General features: G+C 69.6%; 23 protein-coding genes, 1 tRNA gene, 1 pseudogene and 1 riboswitch. Of the genes and pseudogenes, 12 read left to right on the plus strand and 13 right to left on the minus strand.

What is annotated here, in order from left to right; genetic code table 11:
* Position 1 precedes the first annotated feature (1 nt).
* The 4 genes from ACWTPI_RS15115 to ACWTPI_RS15130 are packed head-to-tail and all read left to right on the plus strand — an operon-like array spanning position 2 to position 6,424.
* On the plus strand, positions 2-1,300 hold the full coding sequence (locus ACWTPI_RS15115; protein WP_454732040.1) for a TolC family protein: 1,299 nt from the start codon (positions 2-4) through the stop codon (positions 1,298-1,300).
* Positions 1,297-2,844 (plus strand): efflux RND transporter periplasmic adaptor subunit, encoded by a 1,548-nt coding sequence (locus ACWTPI_RS15120; RefSeq protein WP_454732041.1) that lies wholly within the window; start codon positions 1,297-1,299, stop codon positions 2,842-2,844. The genes ACWTPI_RS15115 and ACWTPI_RS15120 overlap by 4 nt, the downstream gene beginning before the upstream one ends.
* Complete coding sequence (locus ACWTPI_RS15125; RefSeq protein ID WP_454732042.1) at positions 2,841-6,053, plus strand: efflux RND transporter permease subunit; 3,213 nt, start codon at positions 2,841-2,843, stop codon at positions 6,051-6,053. The genes ACWTPI_RS15120 and ACWTPI_RS15125 overlap by 4 nt, the downstream gene beginning before the upstream one ends.
* Positions 6,050-6,424: a copper-binding protein gene (locus ACWTPI_RS15130; protein ID WP_454732043.1), complete on the plus strand. Its 375-nt coding sequence runs from the start codon at positions 6,050-6,052 to the stop codon at positions 6,422-6,424. The genes ACWTPI_RS15125 and ACWTPI_RS15130 overlap by 4 nt, the downstream gene beginning before the upstream one ends.
* Before the next feature lie 86 nt (positions 6,425-6,510).
* Here ACWTPI_RS15130 and ACWTPI_RS15135 read toward each other — a convergent pair whose 3' ends face one another.
* Entirely contained in the window at positions 6,511-6,876 is a 366-nt protein-coding gene (locus ACWTPI_RS15135) for an ArsR/SmtB family transcription factor (protein ID WP_020206785.1), read from the minus strand.
* A gap of 145 nt (positions 6,877-7,021) precedes the next feature.
* On the opposite strand from ACWTPI_RS15135, the gene ACWTPI_RS15140 reads away from it, so the two are divergent.
* The 5 genes from ACWTPI_RS15140 (at position 7,022) to ACWTPI_RS15160 (ending at position 11,086) form a co-directional block, all read left to right on the plus strand.
* The gene (locus ACWTPI_RS15140) at positions 7,022-7,357 is read left to right on the plus strand and encodes an ArsR/SmtB family transcription factor (protein ID WP_454732044.1); all 336 of its coding nucleotides are present in this window, start codon (positions 7,022-7,024) and stop codon (positions 7,355-7,357) included.
* Positions 7,354-7,851 (plus strand): ArsI/CadI family heavy metal resistance metalloenzyme, encoded by a 498-nt coding sequence (locus ACWTPI_RS15145; RefSeq protein ID WP_454732045.1) that lies wholly within the window; start codon positions 7,354-7,356, stop codon positions 7,849-7,851. The genes ACWTPI_RS15140 and ACWTPI_RS15145 overlap by 4 nt, the downstream gene beginning before the upstream one ends.
* Before the next feature lie 164 nt (positions 7,852-8,015).
* Positions 8,016-8,510 carry an arsenate reductase ArsC gene (locus ACWTPI_RS15150; protein WP_454732046.1) on the plus strand — a complete coding sequence of 165 codons (495 nt, stop codon included), beginning with the start codon at positions 8,016-8,018 and terminating at the stop codon, positions 8,508-8,510.
* Between the two features lie 3 nt (positions 8,511-8,513).
* Positions 8,514-9,590, plus strand: coding sequence for an ACR3 family arsenite efflux transporter (gene arsB, locus ACWTPI_RS15155; protein ID WP_454732047.1), 1,077 nt, complete (start codon positions 8,514-8,516; stop codon positions 9,588-9,590).
* Between the two features lie 131 nt (positions 9,591-9,721).
* Positions 9,722-11,086, plus strand: a complete 1,365-nt coding sequence (locus tag ACWTPI_RS15160) for an MFS transporter (RefSeq protein ID WP_454732048.1) — start codon at positions 9,722-9,724, stop codon at positions 11,084-11,086.
* On the opposite strand, the pseudogene mgtA reads toward ACWTPI_RS15160, so the two are convergent.
* The 5 genes and pseudogenes from mgtA to ACWTPI_RS15185 all read right to left on the minus strand — a co-directional run.
* A pseudogene (gene mgtA / locus ACWTPI_RS15165) lies at positions 11,039-13,675 on the minus strand (magnesium-translocating P-type ATPase); the annotation flags it as partial. The gene ACWTPI_RS15160 and the pseudogene mgtA overlap by 48 nt on opposite strands.
* Positions 13,676-13,971: 296 nt before the next feature.
* Positions 13,972-14,047: transfer RNA gene (locus tag ACWTPI_RS15170), tRNA-Lys, on the minus strand.
* 71 nt (positions 14,048-14,118) lie between these two features.
* Positions 14,119-15,234, minus strand: a complete 1,116-nt coding sequence (locus ACWTPI_RS15175; protein WP_454732049.1) for a YeeE/YedE family protein — start codon at positions 15,232-15,234, stop codon at positions 14,119-14,121.
* Between the two features lie 132 nt (positions 15,235-15,366).
* Entirely contained in the window at positions 15,367-16,050 is a 684-nt protein-coding gene (gene queC, locus ACWTPI_RS15180) for a 7-cyano-7-deazaguanine synthase QueC (RefSeq protein ID WP_020205607.1), read from the minus strand.
* A 109-nt stretch (positions 16,051-16,159) separates the two neighbouring features.
* The gene (locus ACWTPI_RS15185) at positions 16,160-17,038 is read right to left on the minus strand and encodes a LysR family transcriptional regulator (RefSeq protein WP_059411256.1); all 879 of its coding nucleotides are present in this window, start codon (positions 17,036-17,038) and stop codon (positions 16,160-16,162) included.
* 221 nt (positions 17,039-17,259) lie between these two features.
* Here ACWTPI_RS15185 and leuC point away from each other — a divergent pair, with 221 nt between their 5' ends.
* From leuC to ACWTPI_RS15200, 3 genes are all read left to right on the plus strand, one after another.
* On the plus strand, positions 17,260-18,672 hold the full coding sequence (gene leuC / locus ACWTPI_RS15190) for a 3-isopropylmalate dehydratase large subunit (RefSeq protein WP_454732050.1): 1,413 nt from the start codon (positions 17,260-17,262) through the stop codon (positions 18,670-18,672).
* A gap of 13 nt (positions 18,673-18,685) precedes the next feature.
* Positions 18,686-19,342: a 3-isopropylmalate dehydratase small subunit gene (leuD, locus tag ACWTPI_RS15195; RefSeq protein ID WP_454732051.1), complete on the plus strand. Its 657-nt coding sequence runs from the start codon at positions 18,686-18,688 to the stop codon at positions 19,340-19,342.
* Positions 19,343-19,405: 63 nt separating this feature from the next.
* The gene (locus tag ACWTPI_RS15200; RefSeq protein ID WP_020205611.1) at positions 19,406-20,752 is read left to right on the plus strand and encodes an MFS transporter; all 1,347 of its coding nucleotides are present in this window, start codon (positions 19,406-19,408) and stop codon (positions 20,750-20,752) included.
* Between the two features lie 91 nt (positions 20,753-20,843).
* Here the strand turns inward: ACWTPI_RS15200 and ybgF are convergent, their stop codons facing one another.
* From ybgF to ybgC, 7 genes are all read right to left on the minus strand, one after another.
* Positions 20,844-21,602, minus strand: a complete 759-nt coding sequence (gene ybgF / locus ACWTPI_RS15205; RefSeq protein WP_029044162.1) for a tol-pal system protein YbgF — start codon at positions 21,600-21,602, stop codon at positions 20,844-20,846.
* Between the two features lie 18 nt (positions 21,603-21,620).
* Complete coding sequence (gene pal / locus ACWTPI_RS15210) at positions 21,621-22,133, minus strand: peptidoglycan-associated lipoprotein Pal (protein ID WP_029044163.1); 513 nt, start codon at positions 22,131-22,133, stop codon at positions 21,621-21,623.
* A 16-nt stretch (positions 22,134-22,149) separates the two neighbouring features.
* Complete coding sequence (gene tolB / locus ACWTPI_RS15215; protein WP_052166008.1) at positions 22,150-23,445, minus strand: Tol-Pal system beta propeller repeat protein TolB; 1,296 nt, start codon at positions 23,443-23,445, stop codon at positions 22,150-22,152.
* A gap of 134 nt (positions 23,446-23,579) precedes the next feature.
* Complete coding sequence (tolA, locus tag ACWTPI_RS15220; RefSeq protein ID WP_454732052.1) at positions 23,580-24,722, minus strand: cell envelope integrity protein TolA; 1,143 nt, start codon at positions 24,720-24,722, stop codon at positions 23,580-23,582.
* A gap of 30 nt (positions 24,723-24,752) precedes the next feature.
* Positions 24,753-25,190: a protein TolR gene (gene tolR, locus ACWTPI_RS15225; RefSeq protein ID WP_020205616.1), complete on the minus strand. Its 438-nt coding sequence runs from the start codon at positions 25,188-25,190 to the stop codon at positions 24,753-24,755.
* A gap of 58 nt (positions 25,191-25,248) precedes the next feature.
* The gene (gene tolQ / locus ACWTPI_RS15230) at positions 25,249-25,932 is read right to left on the minus strand and encodes a protein TolQ (protein ID WP_059411252.1); all 684 of its coding nucleotides are present in this window, start codon (positions 25,930-25,932) and stop codon (positions 25,249-25,251) included.
* On the minus strand, positions 25,929-26,333 hold the full coding sequence (ybgC, locus tag ACWTPI_RS15235; protein WP_029044165.1) for a tol-pal system-associated acyl-CoA thioesterase: 405 nt from the start codon (positions 26,331-26,333) through the stop codon (positions 25,929-25,931). Before ybgC ends, tolQ begins: the two co-directional genes overlap by 4 nt.
* 173 nt (positions 26,334-26,506) lie before the next feature.
* Positions 26,507-26,608: riboswitch (ZMP/ZTP riboswitch) on the plus strand.
* The last annotated feature ends 66 nt before the right edge of the window (positions 26,609-26,674 follow it).

Genomic DNA, 26,674 nt, shown 5'->3' on the forward strand with positions numbered 1-26,674 from the left:
TATGCTTTTTCCTCGTCGTCAGACGCTGGCGCTGCTCTGCGCGTCCGCGTTCATGGCGGTGTCGCATGCCGCGGCTCCGCAATCCCCTCCCCCGCTGTCCCTGGCGGAGACCGTCGCGCTCGCCACCGCGCGCGCCGGCGATGCCGAATCCTCGCGCGGCGCCGTCGAGGCGGCCATTCAGATGGCGGTCGCGGCCGGCCAGCTGCCCGACCCGGTGCTCAAGCTCGGGCTCGACAACGTTCCCGTCAGCGGCCCCGACAAGTTCTCGCTGAGCCGGGACTTCATGACCCAGCGGTCCATCGGCGTGGCGCAGGAATTCACGCGCGCGGACAAGCGCCGCGCCAGGGCCGCGCGCTTCGAGGCGGAGGCGTCCTCCGCCGAGGCGCAGCGCGCGGTCAGCCTGGCCAACGTGCAGCGCAATGCGGTGTCCGCGTGGCTGGACCGCTGGTACGCCGAGCAGACCGGCGTGCTGCTCGGCCATCACGGCCATCCGCTCGGACTGGCGCGCGAGGCCGCCGCCGCGGCCTATCGCAGCGGACGCGGCACGCGCGCGGACGTGCTGACGGCGGAGCTGGAGATCCAGAAACTGCAGGACCGGCTGGACGAAAACCAGGCCGCCGTGGCCACCAGCACGCAGGCCCTGGAGCGCTGGATCGGGCCGCAGGCCAGCCGGCCGCTCGCCGGGCGGCCGCGCCTGGACGTGCCGCAGCCGGTGCGGCAGCTAGCGCAAGGCGAGTTCGACGCCGTGCCGGAGGTGGAGGCCGCCCGGCGCGACATTGCCCTGGCGGAGACCGAGATCCGGACCGCCACGCAAGCCAGCAAGCCCGACATCACCGTCGAGCTGACCTACAGCCAGCGCGGCTCCGCTTTTTCCAACATGGCCTCGCTCAACGTCAGCTTCCCGATGCCGTGGGACCAGGGCAACCGCCAGGACCGCGAAATCGCCGCCCGGCTGGCGCAGGCAACGGACGCGCGCGCCAGGTCGGAAGTCGTCCGGCGCAATCTCCAGGCGCTGGTCGGCGCCAGGCTCGCCGAGTTGCAGCGCAATCTCGGCCGGCTCGAGCGCTACGACGAGAGCCTGCTGCCGCTGGCGCAAGCCCAGGCGGACGCGGCCCTGACCGCCTACCGGGCCGGCACCGGAACGCTGCTGGCGGTGGCCGAGGCGAACCACCGCGCCATCGACGCGACGCTGGAGCGGCTGGCGCTCGAAGCCAGGACGGCGAAGCTGTGGGCCGACCTGGCCTTCCTCGTTCCCCTGCCCACCGCGCAAACCGAACCCGCCACGAAGGACGTCAAATGAACAGCAAGCGTATTGCAGCAGCGGCCTGCCTGGTTCTCGCCGGCACCGCGGTCTATGGCGCCTATCGCTTCGGCGTCACGCGGGGCGCGCAACTGGCGCAGGCGTCCGCCCCGGCCGGCGCGGCGGGCGGCACCGACCCGAAGACCGGCAAGCAGGTCCTGTACTGGCACGATCCGATGGTGCCGGGCCAGCGTTTCGACAAGCCGGGCAAGTCGCCCTTCATGGACATGCCGCTGGTCCCCGTCTACGCCGACGGAAATGGCGGCGGTGATGGCGGCGGTGGCGTGACGGTGGATGGCCGGGTCGCCCAGAACCTGGGCATCCGCACGGCCGAGGTCAGGGCCGGCCGCCTGGGCGCGGTGCTCGAGGCACCCGGCAACATCGCCGTCGACGAGCGCAGCATCCAGGTGGTCCAGGCGCGCACGGCCGCCTTTGTCCAGCATGTCGCGGTGCGCGCGGCATTCGATCCCGTCCGGCGGGGCCAGGCGCTGGTCACGCTGTACTCGCCGGACTGGGTGGCTGCCCAGGAAGAGTTTCTCGCGGTGTCCCGCACGGCGGCGGCCGGCCAGCCCGACCTGCGCGGCGCGGCCAGGGCGCGCATGCGCCAGGCCGGCATGACGGCGGGCCAGATCGCCGCCGTCGAAGCGTCCGGCAAGGTCCGGCCCGACCTCGGCATCGCCAGTCCGGTCGAAGGCCTCGTGACCGAGGTCGCCGTCCGCGACGGCATGACCGTCGCGCCCGGCATGACGCTGTTCCGCCTGGCCGACCTTGGCCAGGTCTGGGTGATCGCCGAGGTGCCGGAAGCGCAAGCGCGCAGCATTGCCGCGGGGCAGGCCGTCCAGGTGCATGCCGCCGGGGAGGCCGGGCCGCTCGCCGGCAAGGTCGATGCCATGCTGCCCGACGTCGATCAGGCAACAAGGACCATCAAGGTCCGCATCATCCTGCCCAACAAGGGCCGGCGCCTGCTGCCGGGCATGTTCGCGAGCGTCCGCTTCGACGGCGGCCAGGACCAGGACGCGCTGCTGATCCCCGCCGAATCCGTCATCCGCACCGGCCAGCGCGCCATCGTCATGGTGGATGCCGGCAGCGGCGGTTTCGTGGCTGCCGACATCAGGACCGGACGCGAGTCCGCGGGCATGGTGGAGGTGCTGGACGGTCTCAAAGCCGGCCAGAAAATCGTCACGTCCGGGCAGTTCCTCATCGATTCGGAGGCCAGCCTGCGCGGCACCGCCGGGCGCATGAGCGCGGCCCCGGCCCCGGCCACTGCCGCGCCAGCCGCGCCAGCCGCGCCGGCGGCCGAGCACGAGGGAGCGGGACGCATCGAGGCCGTGAACGGCGGCGACAGCCTGACCATCTCGCACGGCGCCATTCCATCGGCGCAGTGGGGCGCCATGACGATGGATTTTGCCGCGCCGCCCGCCGGCCTGCCCAAGGGGCTCAAGCCGGGCGATCGCGTGCGCTTCCGCTTCCACCTGAATGACGACGGCGAGGCGGTCCTGTCGTCGGTCGAGCCGGCCGCCGCCGCGCGGGGAGCCAGGCCATGATCGCCCGCCTCATCCTGGCATCCATCCGCAACCGCTTCCTGGTCCTGCTGGCGACGGCCATGCTGAGCGCATGGGGGCTGTGGGCGGTGCGCAGCACGCCGCTCGACGCCTTGCCGGACCTGTCGGACGTGCAGGTCATCATCCGCACGCCGTTTCCCGGCCAGGCGCCGCAGATCGTGGAGAACCAGGTCACCTACGCGCTGACCACCACCATGCTGTCGGTGCCGGGCGCCAAGACCGTGCGCGGCTACTCGTTCTTCGGCGACTCCTTCGTCTACGTGCTGTTCGAGGACGGCACCGACCTGTACTGGGCGCGGTCCCGCGTGCTGGAATACCTGAACCAGGTGCAGGCGCGCCTGCCGGCCGCGGCCAGGCCGGCGCTAGGCCCGGACGCCACCGGCGTCGGCTGGATCTACGAGTACGCGCTGGTGGACAAGACCGGCCGGCACGACCTGGGCCAGCTGCGCGCGCTGCAGGACTGGTTCCTGCGCTTCGAGCTGAAATCGCTGCCGAATGTCGCCGAGGTCGCCTCCCTCGGCGGGATGGTCAGGCAGTTCCAGGTCGTGCCGATGCCGGACCGCCTGCGCGCCTACAACCTGCCGCTGTCCAGGGTGCTGGCGGCGCTCAAGGGCGCCAACCAGGAGAGCGGGGGCTCGGTGCTGGAACTGGGCGAGGCGGAATACATGGTGCGGGCCACCGGCTACCTGAAGACGCTCGACGATTTCCGGCAGATACCGCTTGCGACGAGCGCCGCCGGCATCCCGGTGCGGCTGGGAGACGTCGCCACCGTCCAGCTCGGCCCCGAGATGCGGCGCGGCATCGCCGAGCTGGACGGCCAGGGCGAGGTGGCCGGCGGCGTGATCGTGATGCGCTCGGGCAAGAACGCGCTGGAAACCATCGAGGCGGTAAAGGCGAAGCTCGCCACGCTGCAAAAGAGCCTGCCGGCGGGCGTCGAGATCGTGCCCACCTACGACCGCTCGGCCCTCATCAACCGCGCGGTGGAGAACCTGACGCACAAGCTGATCGAGGAGTTCATCGTCGTCGCCATCGTCTGCCTGGTCTTCCTGTTCCACCTGCGCTCCGCGCTGGTGGCCATCGTGTCGCTGCCGCTGGGCGTGCTGGCCGCATTCCTGGTGATGCGCTACCAGGGGGTCAACGCCAACATCATGTCCCTGGGCGGCATCGCCATCGCGGTGGGCGCCATGATCGATGCCGCCGTCGTCATGATCGAGAACGCGCACAAGCATCTGGAGCACTGGCACGCGACGCATCCCGGGAGCAGCCTGGCCGGGCAGGAACGCTGGAACGTGATCGGCGAGTCGGCCGCCGAGGTGGGGCCGGCACTGTTCTTCTCGCTGCTCATCATCACGCTGTCGTTCATTCCGGTCTTCACGCTGGAGGCGCAGGAGGGCCGGCTGTTCTCGCCGCTGGCCTTCACCAAGACCTACGCAATGGCCGCGGCGGCGGGGCTGTCCGTGACGCTGGTGCCGGTCCTGATGGGCTACCTGATCCGCGGCAGGATTCCGTCGGAACAGGCCAACCCGCTGAGCCGGTGGCTGATCCGCGCGTACCGGCCCGTGCTGGCGAGAGTGCTGGCCCGTCCCTGGACCACCGTGGCGATCGCCGCGCTGCTGCTGGCCGCCAGCGCCTGGCCGGTCATGCGCATCGGCGGCGAATTCATGCCGCCGCTCGACGAAGGCGACCTGCTGTACATGCCCTCGGCCCTGCCCGGGCTGTCCGCCGGCAAGGCGGCGCAGCTGCTGCAACAGACCGACCGGCTCATCAAGACCGTGCCGGAAGTGGCCACCGTGTTCGGCAAGGCCGGGCGCGCCGATACGGCGACCGACCCGGCGCCGATCGAGATGTTCGAGACCACCATCCGGTTCCGGCCCCGCGACCAGTGGCGCCCCGGCATGACCATCGACAAGATCGTGGAGGAACTCGACCGCATCGTCAAAGTGCCGGGCCTGTCCAACATCTGGGTGCCGCCGATCCGCAACCGGATCGACATGCTCGCCACGGGCATCAAGAGTCCGGTCGGCATCAAGGTGGCGGGCACCGACCTGAAGGAAATCGACCGGCTCGCCTCGCGGATCGAAGCGGCCGTCAAGACGGTGCCGGGCGTCACTTCCGCGCTGGCCGAACGGCTCGCCGGCGGCCGCTACATCGACGTGGATATCGACCGCGTGGCCGCCGCGCGCTACGGGCTCAACATCGAGGATGTGCAGAGCATCGTGTCGTCGGGGGTCGGCGGCGACAACGTGGGCGAAGTGGTCGACGGGCTGGCGCGCTTTCCCATCAGCGTGCGCTACCCGCGGGACTACCGCGACTCGGTGGAACAGTTGCGCGGCCTGCCCATCGTCACCGACCGGGGCCAGCAGATCACGCTGTCCGACGTGGCGCGCATCCAGGTCGTGCAGGGGCCGCCCATGCTGCGCAGCGAGAATGCCCGCCTGTCCGGCTGGGTGTACGTGGACATCCGCGGGCGCGACCTGCGCTCGGCCGTGCGCGACATGCAGGCGGCGGTGGCCAAGGCGGTGCCGATGCCGGCGGGCTATTCCGTCAGCTGGTCGGGACAGTTCGAGTACCTGGAGCGCGCCACCGCGAAGCTGAAGGTGGTGGTGCCCTTCACGCTGCTCATCATCTTCGTGCTGCTCTACCTGGTGTTCGGCCGGCTGGACGAGGCCCTGCTCATCATGGGCACGCTGCCGCTGGCGCTCATCGGCGGCTTCTGGCTGCTCTATCTGCTGGGCTACAACCTGTCGGTGGCCGGGGTCGTCGGCTTCATCGCGCTGGCCGGCGTCGCGGCCGAGTTCGGCGTCATCATGCTGCTCTACCTGAAGCAGGCCTGGGCCGGGCGCGTGGACCAGGGCGAGGCAAGCCTGCCCGCGCTGCTCGATGCCATCCAGGAAGGCGCCGTGCTGCGGGTCCGCCCCAAGGCGATGACCGTCGCGGTCATCCTCGCCGGCCTGATTCCGATCATGTGGTCGCACGGCACCGGATCGGAAGTCATGCAGCGCATCGCCGCGCCGATGGTCGGCGGCATGGTCACCGCCCCGCTGCTCTCCCTGTTCGTCGTGCCGGCCTTGTACCTGCTGATCCGCAGGCGCCAGGCAGCGGCTGCGCCCACATCGTCCGTATCGTCCCTATCGTCCGTATCGTCCGCGCCACGCCCCACCCACCCTTCACCTCAAGAGGAAACGTCATGAAGCACGTCAGGATTGTCCCGCTCGTTGCGCTCGTTGTTGCGCTCGCCACCGCGCCCGCCGCGTTCGCCGCGGCATCGATGGATGGCATGGCCATGAAGCCATCTTCCCCTTCTTCCCCCGCCGCGGCGGCTGCCGGAGCGCGGCAGGCGCCGCGCCCGGTGGCGGCGGAAATCAGGAAGATCGACCTGCAGTCAGGCAAGGTCACGCTCAAGCACGGCCCCATCGAGAACCTCGGCATGCCCGCCATGACGATGGCATTCCCGGCCAGGGACCGCGCCGTGCTGAAAGACTTCAAGGAGGGCGATGCGGTCGCGGTCGTCTTCGACAAGGTCGACGGCAGGCCGACCGTCGTGGACATGCAGCGGAAGTAGGCGCGCCGGATCGCATGCCGCCCGGGGCGGCATGCGTATGCCGGCGAAAGTGACGCTGCTCATCATCGCGCCGGCAGCGGCCCCGGCTAGGCAGGGGACGTCTTCTTCTGCGCGGACTTCGCGCGGGCGGGACCGCACCCCGCGGCCGTGAACCCGCAATCCTCCGGATGCCCCTCGCAGCAGTGCTCGACCAGGAAGCCGATCAGCTCGTTCATCTGGTCGAATTGCGCGCGGTAGATGACGAACCGGCCGTCCTGGGTGCTCTTGATCAGTCCGGCATGGACCAGTTCCTTCAGGTGGAAGGACAACGTCGCCGGCGGCACGCCCAGTTCCTGGCCGATCCGGCCGGCATTGACGCCGTCGTGGCCGGCCTGCACGAGCAGGCGGAAGATCTTGAGGCGGGAATCCTGGGCCAGCGCGGCCAGCGCGGCTACGGCGGTTTCTATCTTCATCATTCCTGGAACCGTGGAGGCTTTGGATACAAGGAGGTACCGGTCGCATCATACCGATAAGCGCATTTCGCGCCCGTCCCGTGCCTTGCCGCGCATCTTCGCGATGTCCGTTGCTAAATTTCCATGTTTCGAATATATTCGAAACATGGAATCGACTCATGCCCTCGAAGCGCTTGGCGCGCTCGCCCACGCAATCCGCCTGTCCGTGTTCCGCCTGCTGGTCCAGGCGGGGCACGAAGGGCTCGCGGCGGGCCGCATTGCCGAACTGATGGAGATACCCGCCTCCTCGCTGTCCTTTCATCTCAAGGAACTGCACCGGGCGGGCCTCCTGTCCAGCCGGCAGGACGGACGCTCCATCATCTACATGGCTCGCTTCGAGACCATGAACGCCTTGCTTGGCTACCTCACGGAAAACTGCTGCGGCGGCAATCCGTGCTCCCCCCTGCCCAACTGTGCCGTTGCCCCGGAGTTGCAATCATGAAGCGCTTTCACGTCCACGTCAGCGTGGCAGACCTGCCCGCCAGCATCCGCTACTACTCGGCGCTGTTCGCGGCGGAACCCAGCGTGGTGAAGGACGACTACGCGAAATGGATGCTCGAGGACCCGCGCGTGAACTTCGCGATCTCGGCGCGGGGCGCCAAGCCCGGGCTGGACCATCTCGGCTTCCAGACCGACGACGCGGGCGAACTGGCGGCACTGAAGAAGCAGGCCGAGGCCGCCGACATGGCGCTGCTCGACGAAGGCGAGACCACCTGCTGCTACGCGCGCAGCGAGAAGTACTGGGTCACGGACCCGCAAGGCATCGCCTGGGAGCACTTCCACACGCTCGGCGACGTGCCGGTCTACGGCGAGTCCCGCCCGAAGGAACAGGGCCAGGAACAGGGCCAGGAAAATTCGTCGTGCTGCGCGCCGCGCGCGCCCGGAGGCAAGCCTGTCGGCATTGCCGTCGCCGCCGGCAATCGGTCCTGCTGCTAGGGGCCCGCCATCAACGATGCGGCCATCGCGCTCAAGCGCCGCATCGAACTGTTCCTGTCCCCTCCGATTCCGCAGCTCGCTGCCGGCGCGCCGCGGAAGGCCGCACGCGACATCGGCAAAAGCTGACCGCCGCCGGCCGCACCGCGCTCACTCTCGCCCCTGCCATGACCACAAACGTCCTGATTCTCTGTACCCACAATTCCGCCCGCAGCGTTCTGAGCGAAGGCATGCTCAATCACCTGGCAAGGCAGTTCGGCCGGGACGTGCATGCCTACAGCGCCGGCAGCTCGCCCAGCGGCCGCATCAACCCGTTCGCGGTCGAGGTGCTGCGCAATGCCGGCGTCGACACGGGCAACTTCCGCAGCAAGAACTGGGACGAGTTCGTCGCGGCAGACGCGCCCCGGATGCGCATCGTCATCACGGTCTGCGACAGCGCGGCCGAGGAGGCGTGCCCGTACTGGCCGGGCAGCCCGGTCAAGGTGCACTGGGGCTACCCCGATCCGTCGAACACCGAAGGCGGAGACGACAAGAAGCGGCTCGCCTTCGAGCTGACCCGGCAGGCCATCGCCTACCGGATGCTGCAGTTGCTGCTGCTGCCGATCGACGAGATGAGCGATGCCGAACTGCAGGAGACCCTGCAGCGTCTCGCGGGGAGCTGAACCATGAGCAGTCCGCACGTCGCCGCCACCAGGCCGGTTTCGGCCAAACCGGCCATCGGCTTCTTCGAGCGCTACCTGACCGTCTGGGTTGCGCTTTGCATCGTCGTCGGCATCGCGCTGGGGCAGGCCCTGCCGGAGGTCTTCCATGCCATCGGGCGCATGGAGTACGCCCAGGTCAACCTTCCCGTGGGATTCCTGATCTGGGTCATGATCGTTCCCATGCTGCTGAAGATCGATTTCGGCGCGCTTGGCCAGGTCAGGTCGCACTGGCGGGGCATCGGCGTGACCTTGTTCATCAACTGGGCGGTCAAGCCGTTCTCGATGGCCCTGCTGGGCTGGATCTTCGTCCGCCACCTGTTCGCGCCGCTGCTTGCGGCCGACCAGCTCGACAGCTACGTGGCCGGCCTTATTCTGCTGGCGGCCGCGCCTTGCACGGCGATGGTCTTCGTCTGGAGCCAGTTGTGCAAGGGCGACCCCTATTTCACGCTGTCGCAGGTGGCGCTGAACGATGCCATCATGGTCGTCGCGTTCGCCCCGGTGGTCGCGCTGCTGCTCGGCCTGTCGTCGATCACGGTGCCGTGGGACACGCTGCTGACCTCGGTCGGGCTGTACATCGTCGTGCCGGTCGTCATCTCGCAACTACTGCGCAAGCTGCTGCTGGCCCGCGGCGCGGCGCATTTCCAGCGGGTCGCGCAGCGCCTGGGCCCCTGCTCCATTGCCGCGCTGCTGCTGACGCTGGTGCTGCTGTTCGCGTTCCAGGGCCGGGCAATCATCGAGCAGCCGCTCGTGATCGCGCTGCTGGCGGTACCCATCCTCATCCAGGTCTTCTTCAACTCGGGGCTGGCCTACCTGCTGAACCGCAGGCTCGGCGTCGCGCATTGCGTGGCGGGCCCGTCCAGCCTGATCGGCGCGAGCAACTTCTTCGAGCTCGCCGTGGCCACCGCGATCAGCCTCTTCGGCTTCCAGTCGGGCGCCGCGCTGGCGACCGTGGTCGGCGTGCTGATCGAGGTACCCGTGATGCTGCTCGTCGTCGGCATCGTCAACCGCTCGCAGGCATGGTACGAGGCCCGGGCCAACTGAGAGAACATCATGTCCGTCACGATCCGCCGAGGCGGCGCCGGCACTCGCCGCGGCGGCCATGCGCCATGAGCAGGACGCCCGCGTCGGCGACACCGACAGCGGCGAAGTCGAATCATCATCCAAGGAACGGTATGGCCAGGGAACCGGGTGGCGGCATGATCGCCAGGCTGGGAATTGCACAGACGCTGGCGTGGGGGTCGACGTACTATCTGCCGGCCATGCTCGCCACGCCGATGGCGCACGATCTCGGCGTGTCGACGCCGACGATCTTCGCCGCGTTCAGCGCGGCGCTCATTGTCTCGGCGCTGCTCGGGCCGTCCGCCGGCAGGATGATCGACCGCGCGGGCGGGCGGCCGGTGCTGGCGGCCACCAGCATCGTGTTCGCCATCGGGCTGGCCGGACTGGGCCTCACCCACGGGGCAACCGGGCTGTTCGCGGCGTGGCTGGTGCTCGGCATCGGCATGGGCGCCGGCCTGTACGAGGCGGCATTCGCCACGCTGGTCGCCGTCTACGGCAATCGCTCGCGCAATGCCATCACCGGCGTGACGCTGATCGCCGGCTTCGCCAGCACGGTCGGCTGGCCGCTGTCGACGTTCATGGAGTCGCACATCGGCTGGCGCGGCGCCTGCTTCGCCTGGGCGGCCCTTCACCTGACGCTGGGGCTGGCCCTGAACCTGAGCCTGCCGCGCGGCATGGCCGCCGGCGCCGCCGCGGCGCCGGGCAATGCCGGCGCCAGCGCCCCCCCGGCGCCCCGCGAGACGCCCGCGCAGCGGCTGGCCTCCATGTCGCTGGCCTTCGTGTTCGCCGCGACGTGGTTCACCAGCACGGCGATGGCGGCCCACCTCCCGCGCGTGCTGCAGGCCGGCGGCGCGACGCTGGCCACCGCCGTCATGGTCGGCGCGCTGATCGGCCCGGCGCAGGTGGCGGCGCGGCTGCTGGAGTTCGGCCTGCTGCGCAAGGTCCATCCGCTGCTCTCCGCGCGCATCGCCGCCGCGCTCCACCCCGTCGGCGCGCTCGCGTTCGGCGTGATCGGCGCCCCGGCGGCGGCGCTGTTCGGCGTACTGCATGGCGCGGGCAACGGCATCCTGACGATCGCCAAGGGCACGCTGCCGCTGGTGATCTTCGGCCCCGGCGGGTATGGATACCGGCAAGGCGTCCTGATGGTGCCGGCCCGCGTCGCGCAGGCGCTCGCGCCGTGGCTGTTCGGCATGTGCCTGGATACGTTCGGCGTCAATGCGCTGTGGCTGACGTCGGGCCTCGGCGTCGCGGCGATCGCCATGCTGATGGCCATCCGGCAGGTCGAAGTGCCCGCCGCCGACGCGGTGCCGCTGTCGTCCGCGCACGCCCGCCGGCATCGTCCAGGCCGGCCGGGATCAGTCGATGGAAAGCCGCTGGACCAGCCAGCCGCGCAGGGCATAGGTGAGGAAGCAATAGCCGCAGAGGATCGGCACCAGCAGCCCCCAGAACACGCCCGGCGGCGGCACCAGTCCCAGTGACGGCGCCAGCGGCGAATAGGGCAGCCAGACGCCGGCCACGCAGATGGCGAGCGTGGTGGCGATCAGCGCGGGGCTGCCCCGGCTTTGCAGGAAGGGAATCCGCCGCGTGCGGATGACGTGGACGATCAGGGTCTGGGACAGCAGCGACTCGAGGAACCAGCCGGTCTGGAACAGGTTCTGCTGCGCGGGCGTGCTGGCTCCCAGCACCCAGTAGAGCGCGGCGAAGGTGATGTAGTCGAACAGCGAGCTGATCGGGCCGATGCAGAGGATATAGCGGCCCAGCTTGCCGATCTCCCAGCGGCGCGGACGGCTGATGGCGGCCTCGTCGACGTTGTCGGTGGGCAGCGCGGTCTGCGAGAAGTCGTAGAGCAGGTTGTTGGTCAGGACCTGGATCGGCGCCATCGGCAGGAATGGCAGCCACGCGCTCGCGCCGAGCACGCTGAACATGTTGCCGAAGTTGGAGCTCGCGCCCATGCGCAGGTACTTGAGCAGGTTGACGAAGACCTTGCGGCCCTCGATGACGCCGTCGTGCAGCACCATCAGGCTCTTTTCCAGCAGGATGATGCTGGCCGACTCCTTGGCGATGTCCGCGCCGGTGTCCACCGAGATGCCGACGTCCGCGGCCTTCAGCGCCGGGGCGTCGTTGATGCCGTCGCCAAGCACGCCGACCACCCGGCCGCGCGCCCGCAGGGCCTTGACGACGGCCGCCTTGTGGGCCGGCGTCAGCTTGGCGAACAGCACCGTGCGCTCGGCCAGCTCGCCGAGCGCCTGCGGCGACATGCCGTCGAGTTCGGCGCCGAGCACCGGCCGCCCGACGTCGAGGCCCACCTCGCGGCAGATCTTGCACGCGATCACCGGACTGTCGCCGGTCAGGACCTTGACCTCGACGCCGCCACGGCGCAGCGCTTCCAGCGCGGGCGCCGCGCTTTCCTTCGGCGGATCGATGAACGCGATGTAGCCGAGCAGGATCAGCCCGGCTTCGTCCGCCACCGAGTACGGATGCGTGTCCGGCGCCGGCGGCAAGGCCTTGTAGGCGATCGCGATGACGCGGAAGCCGTCGGCATTGAGCGCGTTGCACACCGCCATCAGCGCGTGGCGGTGGGAGTCGTCCAGCGCCACCGCCTCGCCCGCGAGTTCGGCGCTGGCGCAGGCGGCGTAGACCTCCTCCACCGCGCCCTTGCACACCAGCAGCCTGCCCTGCGGCCCCTCCACCACGACCGACATGCGGCGCCGCTCGAAATCGAACGGCACCTCGTCGATCTTGCGGTACTCGCCGGCCTTGCGCAGCGCCTCCCCCACCTCCTCGTGGAGCAGGACCGCCTTGTCCAGCAGGTTGTGCAGGCCGGACTGGTGGAAGCTGTTCAGGTAGGCGAACTCGAGCACGCGCGCGGTTTCCTGCCCGGCCAGGTCCACGTGCTTCTTCAGGATGATGCGGTCCTGCGTCAAGGTGCCGGTCTTGTCGGTGCACAGCACGTCCATCGCGCCCAGGTTCTGGATCGCGCTCAAGTGTTTCACGATCACCTTGCGCCCGGACATGACCAGCGCGCCCTTGGCCAGGTTGACGGTCACCAGCATCGGCAGCATCTCCGGGGTCAGCCCCACGGCCACCGCCACCGCGAACAGCAGCGCCTCCAGCCAGTCGCCCTTGGTCAGCCCGTTGATCAGGAACACCAGCGGCGCCAGTATCGCGATGAGAACGATCATCATCCGCGCAAAGCGCTGCAGGCCCTGCTCGAACACCGTGGCCGGCGCCTCCTCGGCAAGCGAGCGGGCGATGCCGCCGAACATGGCATGCGGCCCCGTGAACACCACCACCACGCTCGCGCTGCCGCTGACCACCGCCGTGCCCATCAGCACGATGTTCTCCAGCGCGCACGGGTCGGTGCCGCTGGCGCCGTCGCGGGCGAATTTCTCCACCGGCAGCGACTCCCCGGTCAGGGGCGCCTGGTTGACGAAGAGGTCCTTCGACGCCAGCACCCTGGCATCCGCGGGCACGAGGTCGCCCGCGGCCAGGTGGACGATGTCGCCCGGCACCAGCTCGCCGATCGGCAATTCGCGCGTGACGGGCGAATCGGCCGGGGTTATCCGGCGCTGCGTCGCCGCGGTGGTATGCACCATCGCGCGCAGCGCCGCCGCGGCGCGCCCGGAGCGGCGCTCCTGGACGGTGGCCAGGCCCACGCTCAGCAGCACCATCACGGCAATCACCGCCGAGGCGTCGTAGTTGCGGATGCTGGCCGATACCACCGCCAGCGTCAGCAGCAGCACGTTGAGCGGATTGAACAACTTGAGCAGGAGATCGACCGCCGCCGGGCGGGAGCGCTCGCGCTCGGCCTGGTTGGGGCCGCAGCGCTGCAGGCGCTGCGCGGCCTCGGCCTCGCTCAGCCCGTCCGGGCTGGCGGCCAGTTGCCGCAGCAGCTCGGCAAGCGGCGTGCGGGCCGCGCGCAACAGCGCCTCGTGCATGCCGCCGGAGGTGGCCGCCCCCGGCGGGCCCGGCGGCCTCGCGCCGCGCGGCTCGTGCGCGCCCGGCTTGCGGGGCAGCAGGCGAAGCCGCCGGCCAAGACGTTCGATTGTCCGCGCCATCATGCTCATGACCCCTTTCACCGTTCCCGCTGCCGCTCACGCCTGAGCGCACAGGTATTGCCCGCGTGGCGCATCCGGCAAGCGCATTCCGGGCCGGCGCCTGCGATGCCTGGGCGCCATGCATGCCGGCGTCTCGCCAAGCGACGTGGCCACGCAAGAACCAGCCCGCAGTCCTTACCAGCCAATGGCCGTTTCGCCACTATGCACGGGCAACAAGATCATCCCATGACAACCTTGATGACGCCTGCACGAACCGCAGATAGCAAAAAGCCCACTCCGTGGAGTGGGCTAGGTGCCTGAATCGCTGGTGGGTCGTGCGTGACTCGAACACGCGACCAACGGATTAAAAGTCCGCTGCTCTACCGACTGAGCTAACGACCCGGAAAAACAGAAGCCGCGATTATAGGGAGATCATGGCTTCAATGTCAACCTTCGGGCGCCCGGCGGCTGTGCTAGGCCATGCGCTCAAGGCGCCATATCTGGTAGCGGAAACCCAGCACGGCGCCGGCCAGGATGCCGGCCAGCGCGATGAACGAGCCGATCGCCAGCGTCGACACGCCCGACAGACCCTGCCCGATGGTGCAGCCCAGCGCGGTCACGCCGCCGGCGCCCATCAGGATGCCGCCCACCATGTGGTTGCCGACGTCCTCGGCATTGCCGAAGCCTTCCCAGCGGAACGTGCGCGTGGCCAGCGCGCAGGCGGCGGCCCCGGCCACCACGCCGAACACGCTGACGATGCCGATGGTCAGCACCTTGCTCTTGTCGCTGAACATCATCAGCCAGTCGAGCGTGTAGGCATACGGCGCGACAAAGCTCAGGCTTTCCATGCGGCCGCTGTTGGTGCCGACGAACAGTTCTTCGAGCGTGTTGGGGTCTTCGGCGACGTAGCCGAGGTGGCCCGACACGTACCACATCGCCACGATGACGAGGCCCACGGCGAAGCCGCCGAGCAGGTTGTCGAAGGTGCGAAAGCCGCGCCCGGCCAGCGCCCAGGCCACCAGCGCGCCGCCCAGCACCAGCGCTAGGCCGAGCTGCAGCGCGGGCCGCGCGATGCCGCTGGCATGCGCGAGCACGGACGGCAGGTCCTGCGTGGTGGGCAGCGTGAGCGCTACCGTGTCGACGGTGTTGACGCGGATCACGCCGAACAGGCCGCGCAGCGTCATGTAGGCCGACAGGCCGAGGAACACGAACACCACCAGCGATTTCAGGTTGCCCGCGCCGATGCGCACCAGCGTCTTGCTGCCGCAGCCCGAGGCCAGCACCATGCCGAAGCCGAACATCAGCCCGCCGACCAGCGCGGAGAGCCAGCCCAGCTTGCTGGCGGCGTAGATGGTCTTGGTGGGATCGATGAGGCCGGCGGCGGCCAGCGCGGCGGTGCCGATCATGGCCACGCCGATGGCCAGCCCCCACATGCGCATGCGGTTCCAGTCGCCCATGTTGACGACGTCGGACACCGCGCCCATCGTGCAGAAGTGCGTGCGCTGCAGTACCGCGCCGAACAGGAAGGTCAGGAGGAAGGTGCTGGCCAGCACGATGCGGTTGAGCGCGGCGAGGTCGATTTCGGGCATGGATGTCCGGCGGGGGGAAGCGGAACGGTGGAAACGGGTCGGATCGGGTAAGGAAAGCAAAGCGGTGCCGGCGGGCGCCGCGCGCGGCGGCGCGGCGCTGCCGGCCGCCTTCGGGTTGCCTTCAGGCCGCCTTCAGGCCGCGCCCTGGTAGCGGGTCGGATCGGGCACGCCGGCGGCCTCGAAGCCGGCGCGGCGGATGCGGCAGGAATCGCACACGCCGCAGGCGCGGCCGTCGTCGTCGGCCTGGTAGCACGACACGGTCATGCCGTAGTCCACGCCGAGCCGGACGCCGGCGCGGATGATCTCGCCCTTGGTCATGTCGATGATGGGCGCGTGCACGCGGATGCGCTCGCCTTCCACGCCGGCCTTGGTGGCGAGGTTGGCCAGCGTCTCGTAGGCCGAGACGTACTCGGGGCGGCAGTCCGGGTAGCCGGAGTAGTCGACCGCGTTGGCGCCGAAGAACAGGTCGCGCCCGCCCACGGCCTCGGCCCAGCCCAGCGCGAGCGACAGCATGATGGTGTTGCGCGCCGGCACGTAGGTGACAGGGATGCCGCCCACGGCGCCGTCGGTGGGCACGTCGAGGCTGTCGTCGGTCAGCGCCGAGCCGCCGAAGCGGCGCAGGTCCAGGTCGATGATCTCGTGGCGCGCGGCGCCGAGCGCGGCGGCCACGCGCCTGGCCGCGTCCAGCTCGGAGGAGTGGCGCTGGCCGTAGCGCATCGACAGGGCATAGGTCTCGAAGCCCTGTGCGTTGGCCATGGCCAGGACGGTGGCGGAGTCCAGGCCGCCGGAGAGCAGGACGATAGCGCGTTTTTTCATGATGGCGGGGGGGCGCGGCGCCTGGCGGCGGCGCGCGGAAAATCGGGGCGAATCCCGCATTTTAGCGCGAGCATGGCGGAAGACCGCCGATGCGGGCAGGCGGCGCGCGTCAGGGCGAGGCCAGCTGCCCGATCAGCAGCCTGGCCGCCGCCGGCAGCTCGTCGAAGTCGCGGAACACGATCTTCAGCTCGCGCTCGGCCCAGGGCTCGTCCAGCGCGACCTTCACCAGCCCCGGCATGCGCTCCGGGATGCCGACCTCGGGCAGCAGCCCGATGCCCAGGCCGACCGCCACCATGTTGCGCACCGCCTCGAAATTGGTCACCTGGATGCGCAGCTTCAGGCGCCGGCCGCAGGCGGAGGCGGCGCGCTGGCACAGCGTGTGGATCGACGCGCCGTCCTGCATGCCGACGAAGTCCTCGTCCAGCACTTCCTCGAAGCGCAGGCTCGCGCGGCCGGCGTAGCGGTGGTGCTCGGGCACGATGAAGAACAGCCGGTCGACGCGGTACGGCAGCGTCGACAGGCGCTCCGGCGGCGTGGTCAGCGCGCAGATGCCGAAGTCCACCGTGCCGCTTTCCACCATGCGCACGATCACGTCGCTGGTCTTCTCGATCAGGTCGATCTTGATGGCGCTGTTGGCCGACAGGAAGCGGTGCAGCGCCTGCGGCAGGTGGTGCACCATCGCCGTGAAATTGACCGACATGCGCACGTGGCCGCGCACGCCCTTGGTGTATTCGTCGAGCTCGCCCTCGGCCTGCTGGAACTGCTCGAAGATGCGCCGCGCGTGGCGGTACAGCGTCTGGCCGGCCGGCGTGGGCCGCACGCCGCGGCTGTGGCGCTCGAACAGCGGCGTGCCGGCGTCGCTTTCCAGGTCGGAGATGCGGCGGCTGACCGCCGAGGCGACGATGTGGGTGGCCTGGGCCGCGGCCGCGATGCTGCCCTGCTCCACCACCGCGGCGAAGACCCGCAGGGATTCGACGTCGAAGCGCATGGGATCCTCCGTGGCGGATGCGGGCCAGCCATCTCATGTCGCGATGGCTGAATTGTCGAAAAAGAAATAGCGGCGCGCCGGCGCGGACGCTAGCATGCCCTCCTCGACCGCCGCACGAAGCCTGCCTGCGCCGGGCCCGTGCCATGTCGGGCGACCTGGCCGCAGATCCTAGCACAGGCCTGCGGGGCTGCGTCCGCCCAATGCTCACTTGCCGATCCGCGATGCCTCAGACCTTGTTCGAAAAACTCTGGCGCCGCCATGCCGTCCGCGAAAACGACGACGGCACCACGCTGCTCTACATCGACCGCCATCTCGTCAACGAAGTCACCAGCCCGCAGGCCTTCGACGGGCTGCGCCTGGCCGGGCGCGCGCCGCACCGCCCGGCGTCGGTGCTGGCCATGTCGGACCACAACGTGCCGACCACGGACCGCAGCCAGGGCATCGCCGCCATCGCCGACCCCGTGGCGCGCGCGCAGGTGCAGGCGCTGCAGGCCAATTGCCGCGCGTTCGGCCTGACCGAATACCCGCTCAACGACGCCCGCCAGGGCATCCTGCACGTGGTCGCGCCCGAGCAGGGCATGACGCTGCCCGGCACCACGCTGATCTGCGGCGATTCGCACACCAGCACGCACGGCGCCTTCGCGGTGCTGGCCTTCGGCGTCGGCACCTCCGACATCGAGCACGTGCTGGCCACGCAGTGCCTGCGCCTGCCGCGCATGAAGACCATGCGCGTGGCGATCGAGGGCGAGCTCGGCGCCGGCGTCACCGCCAAGGATGCGGCGCTGGCCTTCATCGGCCGCTTCGGCACCGACTTCGGCACCGGCTACGCGCTGGAATTCTGCGGCAGCGCGGTGCGGGCGATGAGCATGGAAGCCCGCATGACGCTGTGCAACCTGACCATCGAGGCCGGCGCGCGCTGCGGCATGGTGGCCGTCGACGACACCACGCTGCAATACCTGCGCGGGCGCCCGCACGCGCCCAGCGGCGCGCAGTGGGACGCGGCCGAGGCCTACTGGCGCACGCTCGCCAGCGACTCCGGCGCGGCCTTCGACCGCGAGGTGACGGTCGACGCGGCCGGGATCCGGCCCCAGGTCACGTGGGGCACCACGCCCGGCATGACCTGCGCGGTCGATGGCGCGGTGCCCGACCCCGAGCGCGAGGCCGATCCGGTGCGGCGCGCCGGCCTGCGCAACGCGCTGGCCTACATGGACCTGGCGCCCGGCACGGCGATCCGCGACATCGCGCTGGACAAGGTGTTCATCGGCTCGTGCACCAACGCGCGCATCGAGGACCTGCGCGCCGCGGCCCAGGTGGTGCGCGGCCGCAAGGTGGCCGCGCGCATCGTGCAGGCGCTGGTGGTGCCGGGCTCCGGGCTGGTCAAGCGCCAGGCCGAGCAGGAGGGGCTCGACGCGGTGTTCCGCGCCGCCGGCTTCGAGTGGCGCGAGCCGGGCTGCTCGATGTGCCTGGGCATGAACGCAGACCGCCTCAGCCCCGGCGAGCGCTGCGCCTCGACCTCGAACCGCAATTTCGAAGGCCGCCAGGGACGCGGCGGCCGCACCCATCTGGTCAGCCCGGCGATGGCCGCGGCCGCCGCCATCTCCGGCCATTTCGTCGACGTTTCCACTTTCCGCTAGGCCCGCCGCACCCATGCAGCCCTTCACCTTCCTCGACGCGCTCGTCGTCCCCGTGGACCGCCCCAGCGTCGACACCGACGCGATCCTGCCCAAGCAGTACATGAAAATGATCGGGCGCACCGGCTTCGGGCCGTACCTGTTCGACGAATGGCGCTACCTCGACGCGGCCGAGCCCGGCGACGACTGCGCGCGGCGCCGCCCGGTGCCCGGCTTCGCGCTGAACCAGCCGCGCTACCAGGGCGCCGGCATCCTGCTGGGGCGCGCCAACTTCGGCTGCGGGTCCAGCCGCGAGCACGCGGTGTGGGCGCTGGCCGAATGGGGCATCCGCGCGCTGGTGGCGCCGAGCTTCGCCGAGATCTTCCGCGGCAACTGCCTCAAGAACGGGCTGCTGCCGATCGTGCTGCCCGAGGCGGCGGTGGACGCGCTGTTCGCCGCCGTGCAGGCGCGCCCCGGCTACCGCCTCGCCATCGACCTGCCGTCGCAGGCCGTGCGCGAACCGGACGGCGCCGCGCATGCGTTCGACATCAACCCGTTCAACAAGGCCATGCTGCTCGACGGCCTGGACGAGATCGGCGACACCCTGCGCCACGCCGCCGCGATCGAGACCTTCGAGCGCGAGCGGCTGGCGCTGGAGCCGTGGCTCGCGGGCGGCGCCGGCGCGCCGCCCTGAAACATCCCGTCCCCGAGACATCCCACTTCGACATCCAAACTACAACGATTGCAGGAGATCCCCATGCAGACCGACACCACCCTCACCGCGCCGCGCGTCTCGTGGCGCGCCAACCTCACGGCCAAGCACTGGCGCACGCTCAACGGCGCCTTCATGGGCTGGATCTTCGACGGCTACGAGGCGCTGGCGCTGATCGTGATCCTGCCCTCGCTGATGCAGTCGGTGCTCACGCCCGAGCAACTGGGCTCGCGCTCCATCTACAGCGGCGTGGTCATCGGCATCACGCTGCTGGGCTGGGGCATCGGCGGGCTGATCGGCGGCACCATGGCGGACTACGTCGGCCGCAAGCGCATGATGATGTGGTCGGTCTTCCTGTACGCGGTGCTGACCGGCTTCACCGCGCTGGTCCAGGACGTCTGGCAACTAAGCGCGCTGCGCTTCGTGACGGGCCTGGCGATGGGCAGCGAATGGAGCACCGGCATCGCGCTGGTGGCCGAGACCTGGCCGCGCGAGGCGCGCTCCAAGGGCGCGGGCTTCCTGCAGTCGGGCTTCGGCTGGGGCACGCTGATCGCCGCGGTGATCTGGTACTTCCTGGGCGAGTTCAACCCGTTCGGCGCCGACAACTGGCGCGTGATGTTCGTGGTCGGCGCGCTGCCGGCGTTCTTCGTGCTCTACATGCGCCGCGGCGTGGACGAGTCGGAGAAGTGGATCGAGGCCGTGCGCAACAAGCGCTGGGGCGCCACCGAGGGCAGCGCCGCGCAGGCCGGCGACGCGGGCAAGCGCCCCTTCACGCTGACCCAGATCTTCCGCGAGCCCGAAGCCGCGCGCCGCATCGCGCTGACCACGGCGCTGTCGATCGTCACCATCGTCGGCTGGTGGGCCGTCTCGAGCTGGCTGCCGGTCTACACCGGGGCGCTGGCCGCCGCCGCCCACGTCGAGAACCCGCAGCGCTGGATCTCCTCGGTCAACATCACCTACACCATCGGCGCGATCGTGGCCTACGTGGCCTCGGGCTTCCTCATCGACGCGATGGGCCGGCGCTGGTTCCTGTTCCTCACGTTCGCCGGCTCGCTGCTGACCACGGTCATGGCCTACGCCTGGGTCGGCACCGTGCAGCAGATGCAGATCGTCGCGCCCATCAACGGCTTCTTCACGCTGGGCTGCGCGTTCGCCTGGCTGGCGATCTACCCGGCCGAGCTGTTCACCGCCTCGGTGCGCTCCACCTCGGTCAGCTTCGTGTTCAACTCGGCGCGCCTGATCGCGTGGTTCTTCCCGATCCTGTCGGGCACGCTGATCAAGTCGTTCGGCGGCGTGGCGCAGGCCGCGCTGATCTTCGGCTCGGTCTACGTGCTGGGCATGGTGCTGCCCTGGTTCCTGCCGGAAACCAAGGGCCAGGACCTGCCGGAATAAGCGCGGTGCCCGCGCGCGCAAGGCGTGCCGCGGGCAAAAGAAAAAGGCCGCCAGTGTCGCCACTGGCGGCCTTTCGTCGTTCCGCGCCCGCTTACTTCAGCGTCTTGAGCCGGTTGCTGGCCGCCTGCGCGCCCTCGGTGCCGGGGTATTTCGACACCACCTGCTCCAGGGTCTTGCGGGCCGCGGCCTTCTGGCCGGACTCGAGCTGGTTGTTGGCGATGGCGATCAGCGCATCGGGCACCTTGGGGTGGTCCGGGTACGCCTGCACCATGTTCTGCAGCACCGTGGTGGAGCCACGGTAGTCGCGCTGCGCGTACAGCGAGTTGCCGAGCCAGAACTGCGCCAGCGGCACGTACGGGCTCTGCGGGTACTTCTTGATGAAGCCCGAGAAGACGCCGCCGGCGCCCTTGAAGTCGCCGGTCTGGAACTGCTTGAGCGCGGCGTCGTACTCGGTCTTCTCGCCAGGCTGCGACAAGCCCTCGCGGCCGTCCACGGTGACCTGCTGCGGCTCGAATTTCTTCAGGCGCGCATCGAGGTCCGCGTAGTAGTCCTTCTGCTGCTTCTGCAGCGTGGCCACCTCGTTCTGCAGCATCTCGTTCTGGCCGCGCAGCCGCGCCACTTCCTGGCGCAGGCCTTCGAGCTGGTTCTGCATGTCCAGCTGGGCGCGGCTGTTCTGGTCGATGCGCTGCGATGCGGTTGCCTGGAAGCCGTTGAACTGATCGCGCATGGTGACGATGGCGCGGCGCGCCTCGTCATCGTCGAATACGCCGGCCCGTGCCTGCGCGACCGGCAGCAGGCCGGCGCAGGACATCGCAGTGAGCAATACCAGTTTGGAGACGCGTGCGTTCATGAGGTGCCTGTGCGCAGATTAGTACGTGATGTCCGCGCGGCGGTTCTCCGCCCAGGCGGCTTCGTCATGGCCGGTGGCCTTGGGCTTTTCCTTGCCCAGGCTGACGGCTTCCATCTGGGTGTCGGGCACGCCCAGCGAGGACAGCGAGCGGCGCACGGCCTCGGCGCGCTTCTGGCCCAGCGCCAGGTTGTACTCGCTGGTGCCGCGTTCGTCGGTGTTGCCCTGGATCAGGATGCGGCGGCCCTTGTTGCTGGCCAGGTACTTGGCGTGCTCCGACAGCAGGCCCTGGTAGTCCGACTTGACGCTGTAGCTGTCGAAGTCGAAGTACACGCTGCGCTTGGCCAGCGGGCTGTTCGGGTCGTTGAGCGGATCGCGCGAGACGTCCACCGGCGCCACGGCGCGGGCGTCCGTCGCCGTGCCGCCCTTGCCAGCGCCGGCGTTGGCGGTGTCGTCCAGCTTGACGCCGGAGCTGCAGGCGCCGAGCGCCAGCAGGGCGGCGACGGCAAGGGTCTTGGTCATCATTTGGGTCATGGCTTGATACTCCTCGTTATTGCATGAATGGACCCCAGGACGGCTCGCGAACCTCGCCGGACTGGAGGGACAGAACCTGCCGGGTGCGCCCGTCAGTGGATACCGCCGCCAGCACCGAGCGACCTCCCACCCGGGTGGCGTAAAGAATGTACTTGCCGTTGGCGGCGAAGCTGGGGGCCTCGTCGTTGGCGGTGTCGGTCAGCGCGGTGACGTCGCCGCTGCCCAGATCCATCAGTTGCAGCTTGAAGCCGCCGCTGCGCGTGATGTAGGCCAGCTGCTTGCCGTCCGGCGAGATGCGCGGGCTGACGTTGTAGCTGCCCTTGAAGGTCACGCGCTGGGCCGCGCCGGCGTCCTCGCCGCCCGCGGGCATGCGGTAGATCTGCGGCGCGCCGCCGCGGTCGCTGGTGAAATAGATGCCGCGGCCGTCCGGCGCGTACTGCGGTTCGGTGTCGATGGCGCTGCTGCGGGTCAGGCGCTTGAGGCCGGAGCCGTCGGCGTTGACCTGGTAGATCTGGGTATTGCCGTCGCGCGACAGCGCCACCGCCAGACGCTGGCCGTCGGGCGACCACGACGGCGCGCTGTTGTTGCCCTTCTGGTTGGACACCAGCGTGCGGCGCCCGGAGGCCAGGTCATGCACGTAGACCACCGGCTTCCTGGCCTCGAACGAGACGTAGGCGACCTTGGTGCCGTCCGGCGACCACGACGGCGAGATGATCGGCTCGTTGCTGGTCAGCGCGACCTGCGAGTTCTGGCCGTCCGAATCCGAGATCAGCAGCTGGTAGCGTCCGCCCACGCGCGCCACGTAGGACAAGCGCGTGGCGAACACGCCGCGCTCGCCGAGCAGCTTCTCGTAGATGTAGTCGGCGATCTTGTGGGCGGTGACGCGCAGCTGGCCGGCGCTGACCGTGAAGGCCAGGCCGCCGAGGCTCTGCCCCTTCTGCGTGTCGTAGAGGCGGAAGCGCACGTCGTACTGGCCGTTGCCGGCCGGGGTCACGCTGCCGGCCACGAAGGCGTCGGCGCCGCGCGACTTCCAGCTGCCCAGGTCGACGCTGGCCGATTCGGCCACGGTGGCGCCGGCCACGTCGACGTTGCGGAAACGGCCGCTGCGCTGCAGGTCGCTGCGGATGATCGCGGTCAGGTTCTGCGGGGCCTGCGCCTCGCCCTGGAAATTGGCGGTGGCAATCGGGAACTGGGTAGGGCCCACGCCGGTGACTTCGACCGTGAATTGCGCCTGCGCGCCGGTTGCCAGCAGCAACAGGCCGCCAAGGAGGAATCCCTTGATCCAGGCTATGTTCCGTTTGCAGAATCGCATGTGGTTTCCTAACGGTTTCCTAACAGATGGGTTGACTCGCCGTCCTTGCCGGACATGAGCGGCAAGGACGGCTAGATAGTAGCTGCATCGTCGCCGGGCTTCCGCTCACTATGCATATTGTTACGTTCGCGCCGTCAGTTGGCATGCGGGCGCAGCCGGATGTCGAAACTCGGGGGTGCCTTGCCATTCTCATCCTTGGGCAGCGGGTCCGAATTCTGCACCGCCCGCAGCGCCGCCTCGTCCCACGCCGCGTTGCCGCTCGAGGTCTTGACCCGGGCGGAAAGCAGCGCGCCGTCCGGCGCCAGCCTGACCGCGATCACGGCCGCCAGGCTGGCCGGGAAGTCCTCCGAATACTTGACGTTGGGCTGCACGCGGCGCTGCACGCGGTCCGAATAGCCCGGCGAAGCCTTGCCGCCGCTGCCGGCGCCGCTGCCCGCGCTGCTGCCGACACCGCCGGCCCCGCCCGGCGCCGCCGCGCCGCCGGCCAGCGCCTGCAGGCGCGCCAGTTCGGCGTGGCGCTGGGCGCCGGCCGCGGCATTCGCGCGGGCCTTGGCATCGGCGTCCGCCTTGGCCTTCGCGGAAGCGGCGGCCTTGGCGTCCGCGCTGGCCTTGGCCTTGGCGTCGGCCTCCGCGCGCGCCTTGGCGTCGGCGGCGTCGGCGCGGGCCTTCGCATCGGCACGGGCCTTGGCGTCGGCACGCGCCTTGGCATCGGCTTCCTTGCGGTCGCGCTCGGCCTGCTCCTTGCGCTGCTGTTCCTGCTGGGCGGCGAGCTTGCGCGCGTCTTCCTTGCGCTGGGCTTCCTTGCGCAAGTCCTCCTTGCGCTGGTCCTCGCGGCGTTGATCTTCGCGGCGCTGGTCTTCCTTGCGCTGCGCTTCCTTGCGGGCGTCTTCCTGGCGCTCGGCTTCCTGGCGCGCGCGCAGGTCGGCCTGCCGGCGCGCTTCCTCACGGGCGGCGGCCTCGGCCTGGCGGCGTTTCTGCTGCTCGAGCGCGATGTCGGCCTCTTCCTCGGCGCGCGACCGGACCGCGGGCGCCGGCGGCACCGGGCGCGGCTGCGCGACCGGCTCGGGCGGCGGCGCGGGCCGGGGCGGCGGCGCCACGGCGGTATCGGGGATCTCGTCCCAGAGCTCGGCCTCGGCGCCGACCGGCGTGCTGCTCTGCCAGTGCACGCCGTAGTACAGCACGATGCCCAGCAGCACATGCATGAAGAGCGCGAGCAGGAAGGAACGCAGGGTTCCCCGCTCCTTGACCGGCTGATAAGGATAGGCGGCGGTCTTCATCTCGCGCGGCGATGCCTGTTGAATGTCGGGTTACTTTGACTTGACCATGAGGCCGACGCGCTTGACGCCGTCGCCCTTGAGCACCGACATGACGTCGAGCACGGACTCGTACTTGACCGCGCGGTCGGCGGCGATCACCACGGGCTGGTCCGGGTTCTCTTCCTGGCGCTGGTGCACGAATGCCAGCAGGCCGTCCTTGTCGACCTTGCGGTCGAAGGCGTTGCCGGCATTGTCCTTGCCGCGCGCGGTCAGCTGGCCGTCCTCGTGCACGGTCACGACGATGGGCGGCGCCTTCTGCTGCGGCGTGGCGTTGGCCACGGTGGGCAGGTCGACCACCGCCGGATTCACGATCGGTGCCGCCACCATGAAGATGACGAGCAGCACCAGCATCACGTCGATATAGGGCACGACGTTGATCTCGGCACTGGCCCGGCGGCGCGAGCCGCCGCGGCGCTGTATCGCTGCCATATGCGGGTTTCTCCTTGACCTTGGCTACGTATCCGTGTGTCTTGCGCGAACCGTGGCGTCAGCGGGTCTGGCGTTGCAGGATGTTCAGGAACTCTTCCATGAAGCTCTCGAAGCGGATGGCCAGCCGGTCGATCTCGGTGGCGTAGCGGTTGTACGCGATCACGGCCGGAATGGCCGCGAACAGGCCGATGGCGGTGGCGACCAGCGCCTCGGCGATCCCGGGGGCCACCGATGCCAGCGTCGCCTGCTGCACATTCGACAGGCCGCGGAATGCGTTCATGATCCCCCACACGGTGCCGAACAGGCCGATGTACGGGCTGACCGAACCGACCGAGGCCAGGAACGGAAGATGCGATTCCAGCACATCCATCTCGCGCTGGTAGGCCGCGCGCATGGCGCGGCGGGCCGCGTCGAGCAGCGCGCCGGCTTCGTGGTTGCGCTCGCGCGCCTTGAGGTACTCGCCCATGCCGGACTCGAAGATGCGTTCCAGCGCGCCGGTGCTGTGGCGGTTGTTGGCCGCGCTCTGGTACAGCGCCTGCAGGTCGCCGCCGGCCCAGAAGTCGCGCTCGAAGCCTTCGGTCTGGGTGCGCGCCGCGCGCAGCGCCAGGTGCTTGCGGAAAATGTATGTCCACGAAAACAGGGACATGACGAGCAGCAGCGCCATGACGGCCTGCGCGAGCAGACTGGCGTGCAGCACCAGCGAAATGATCGACAGGTCTTGCGTGACGGTCACGGGGTTCATCGGGCGGTCTTGATGGTTGCGAGGACGGGGGCGGGGATAGGGGTCGGGCGGAACGTGCTGCGATCAACACATCCGACACGGATGGCGCCGGTGGCCAGCAATTGCTCCCCGCGCCAGGCTTCCTGGGCGAATTGGACAGATGCCGGTCCAACCCGTTCAATCCGTGTCCGGATCTCGAGCAGGTCGTCCAGACGGGCGGGGGCATTGTAGTCCACCGCCGTGCTCCTGACGATAAAGACCACGCCCGCTTCGTCCGCGAGCGCCTGCTGCCCGATGCCGAGCGAGCGCAGCCACTCGGTCCGGGCGCGCTCGAAGAATTTCAGGTAATTGGCGTAGAAAACCACGCCGCCCGCGTCGGTGTCTTCCCAGTACACCCGCAGGGCCCACACATTGTGACTCATGGCCGCGATTGTAGCGGACAGCCGACCCAACCCGGTGTAAACCCTTGCCCGACATTACAACAATTACATTAGTTGACAGACAAGCCGCCGGCTTTCCGCTAGGGCCCGCCGCCTAGGCCGCGCCGGGCCGTCTTGCAGCCGGCCGGCGCCTCGCGTAAACTGCCGCCAACCATTCCATCTTGCGCGACTGGCGAAGTCAGTGGGTACTACCACGAGGAAGCGCAAGCTCTCTGGCGCGAAGTTTCAAGCGCCTGCCGCTCGCCTGGGCAGCGAATGGGAAGCAGGGTGCGCCCTGCGCCGGACGTTCAGCGTGTCCGGTGCCGGTCGCCTGTGCCTTCCCC

The sequence above is a fragment of the Cupriavidus ulmosensis genome (assembly GCF_977008105.1).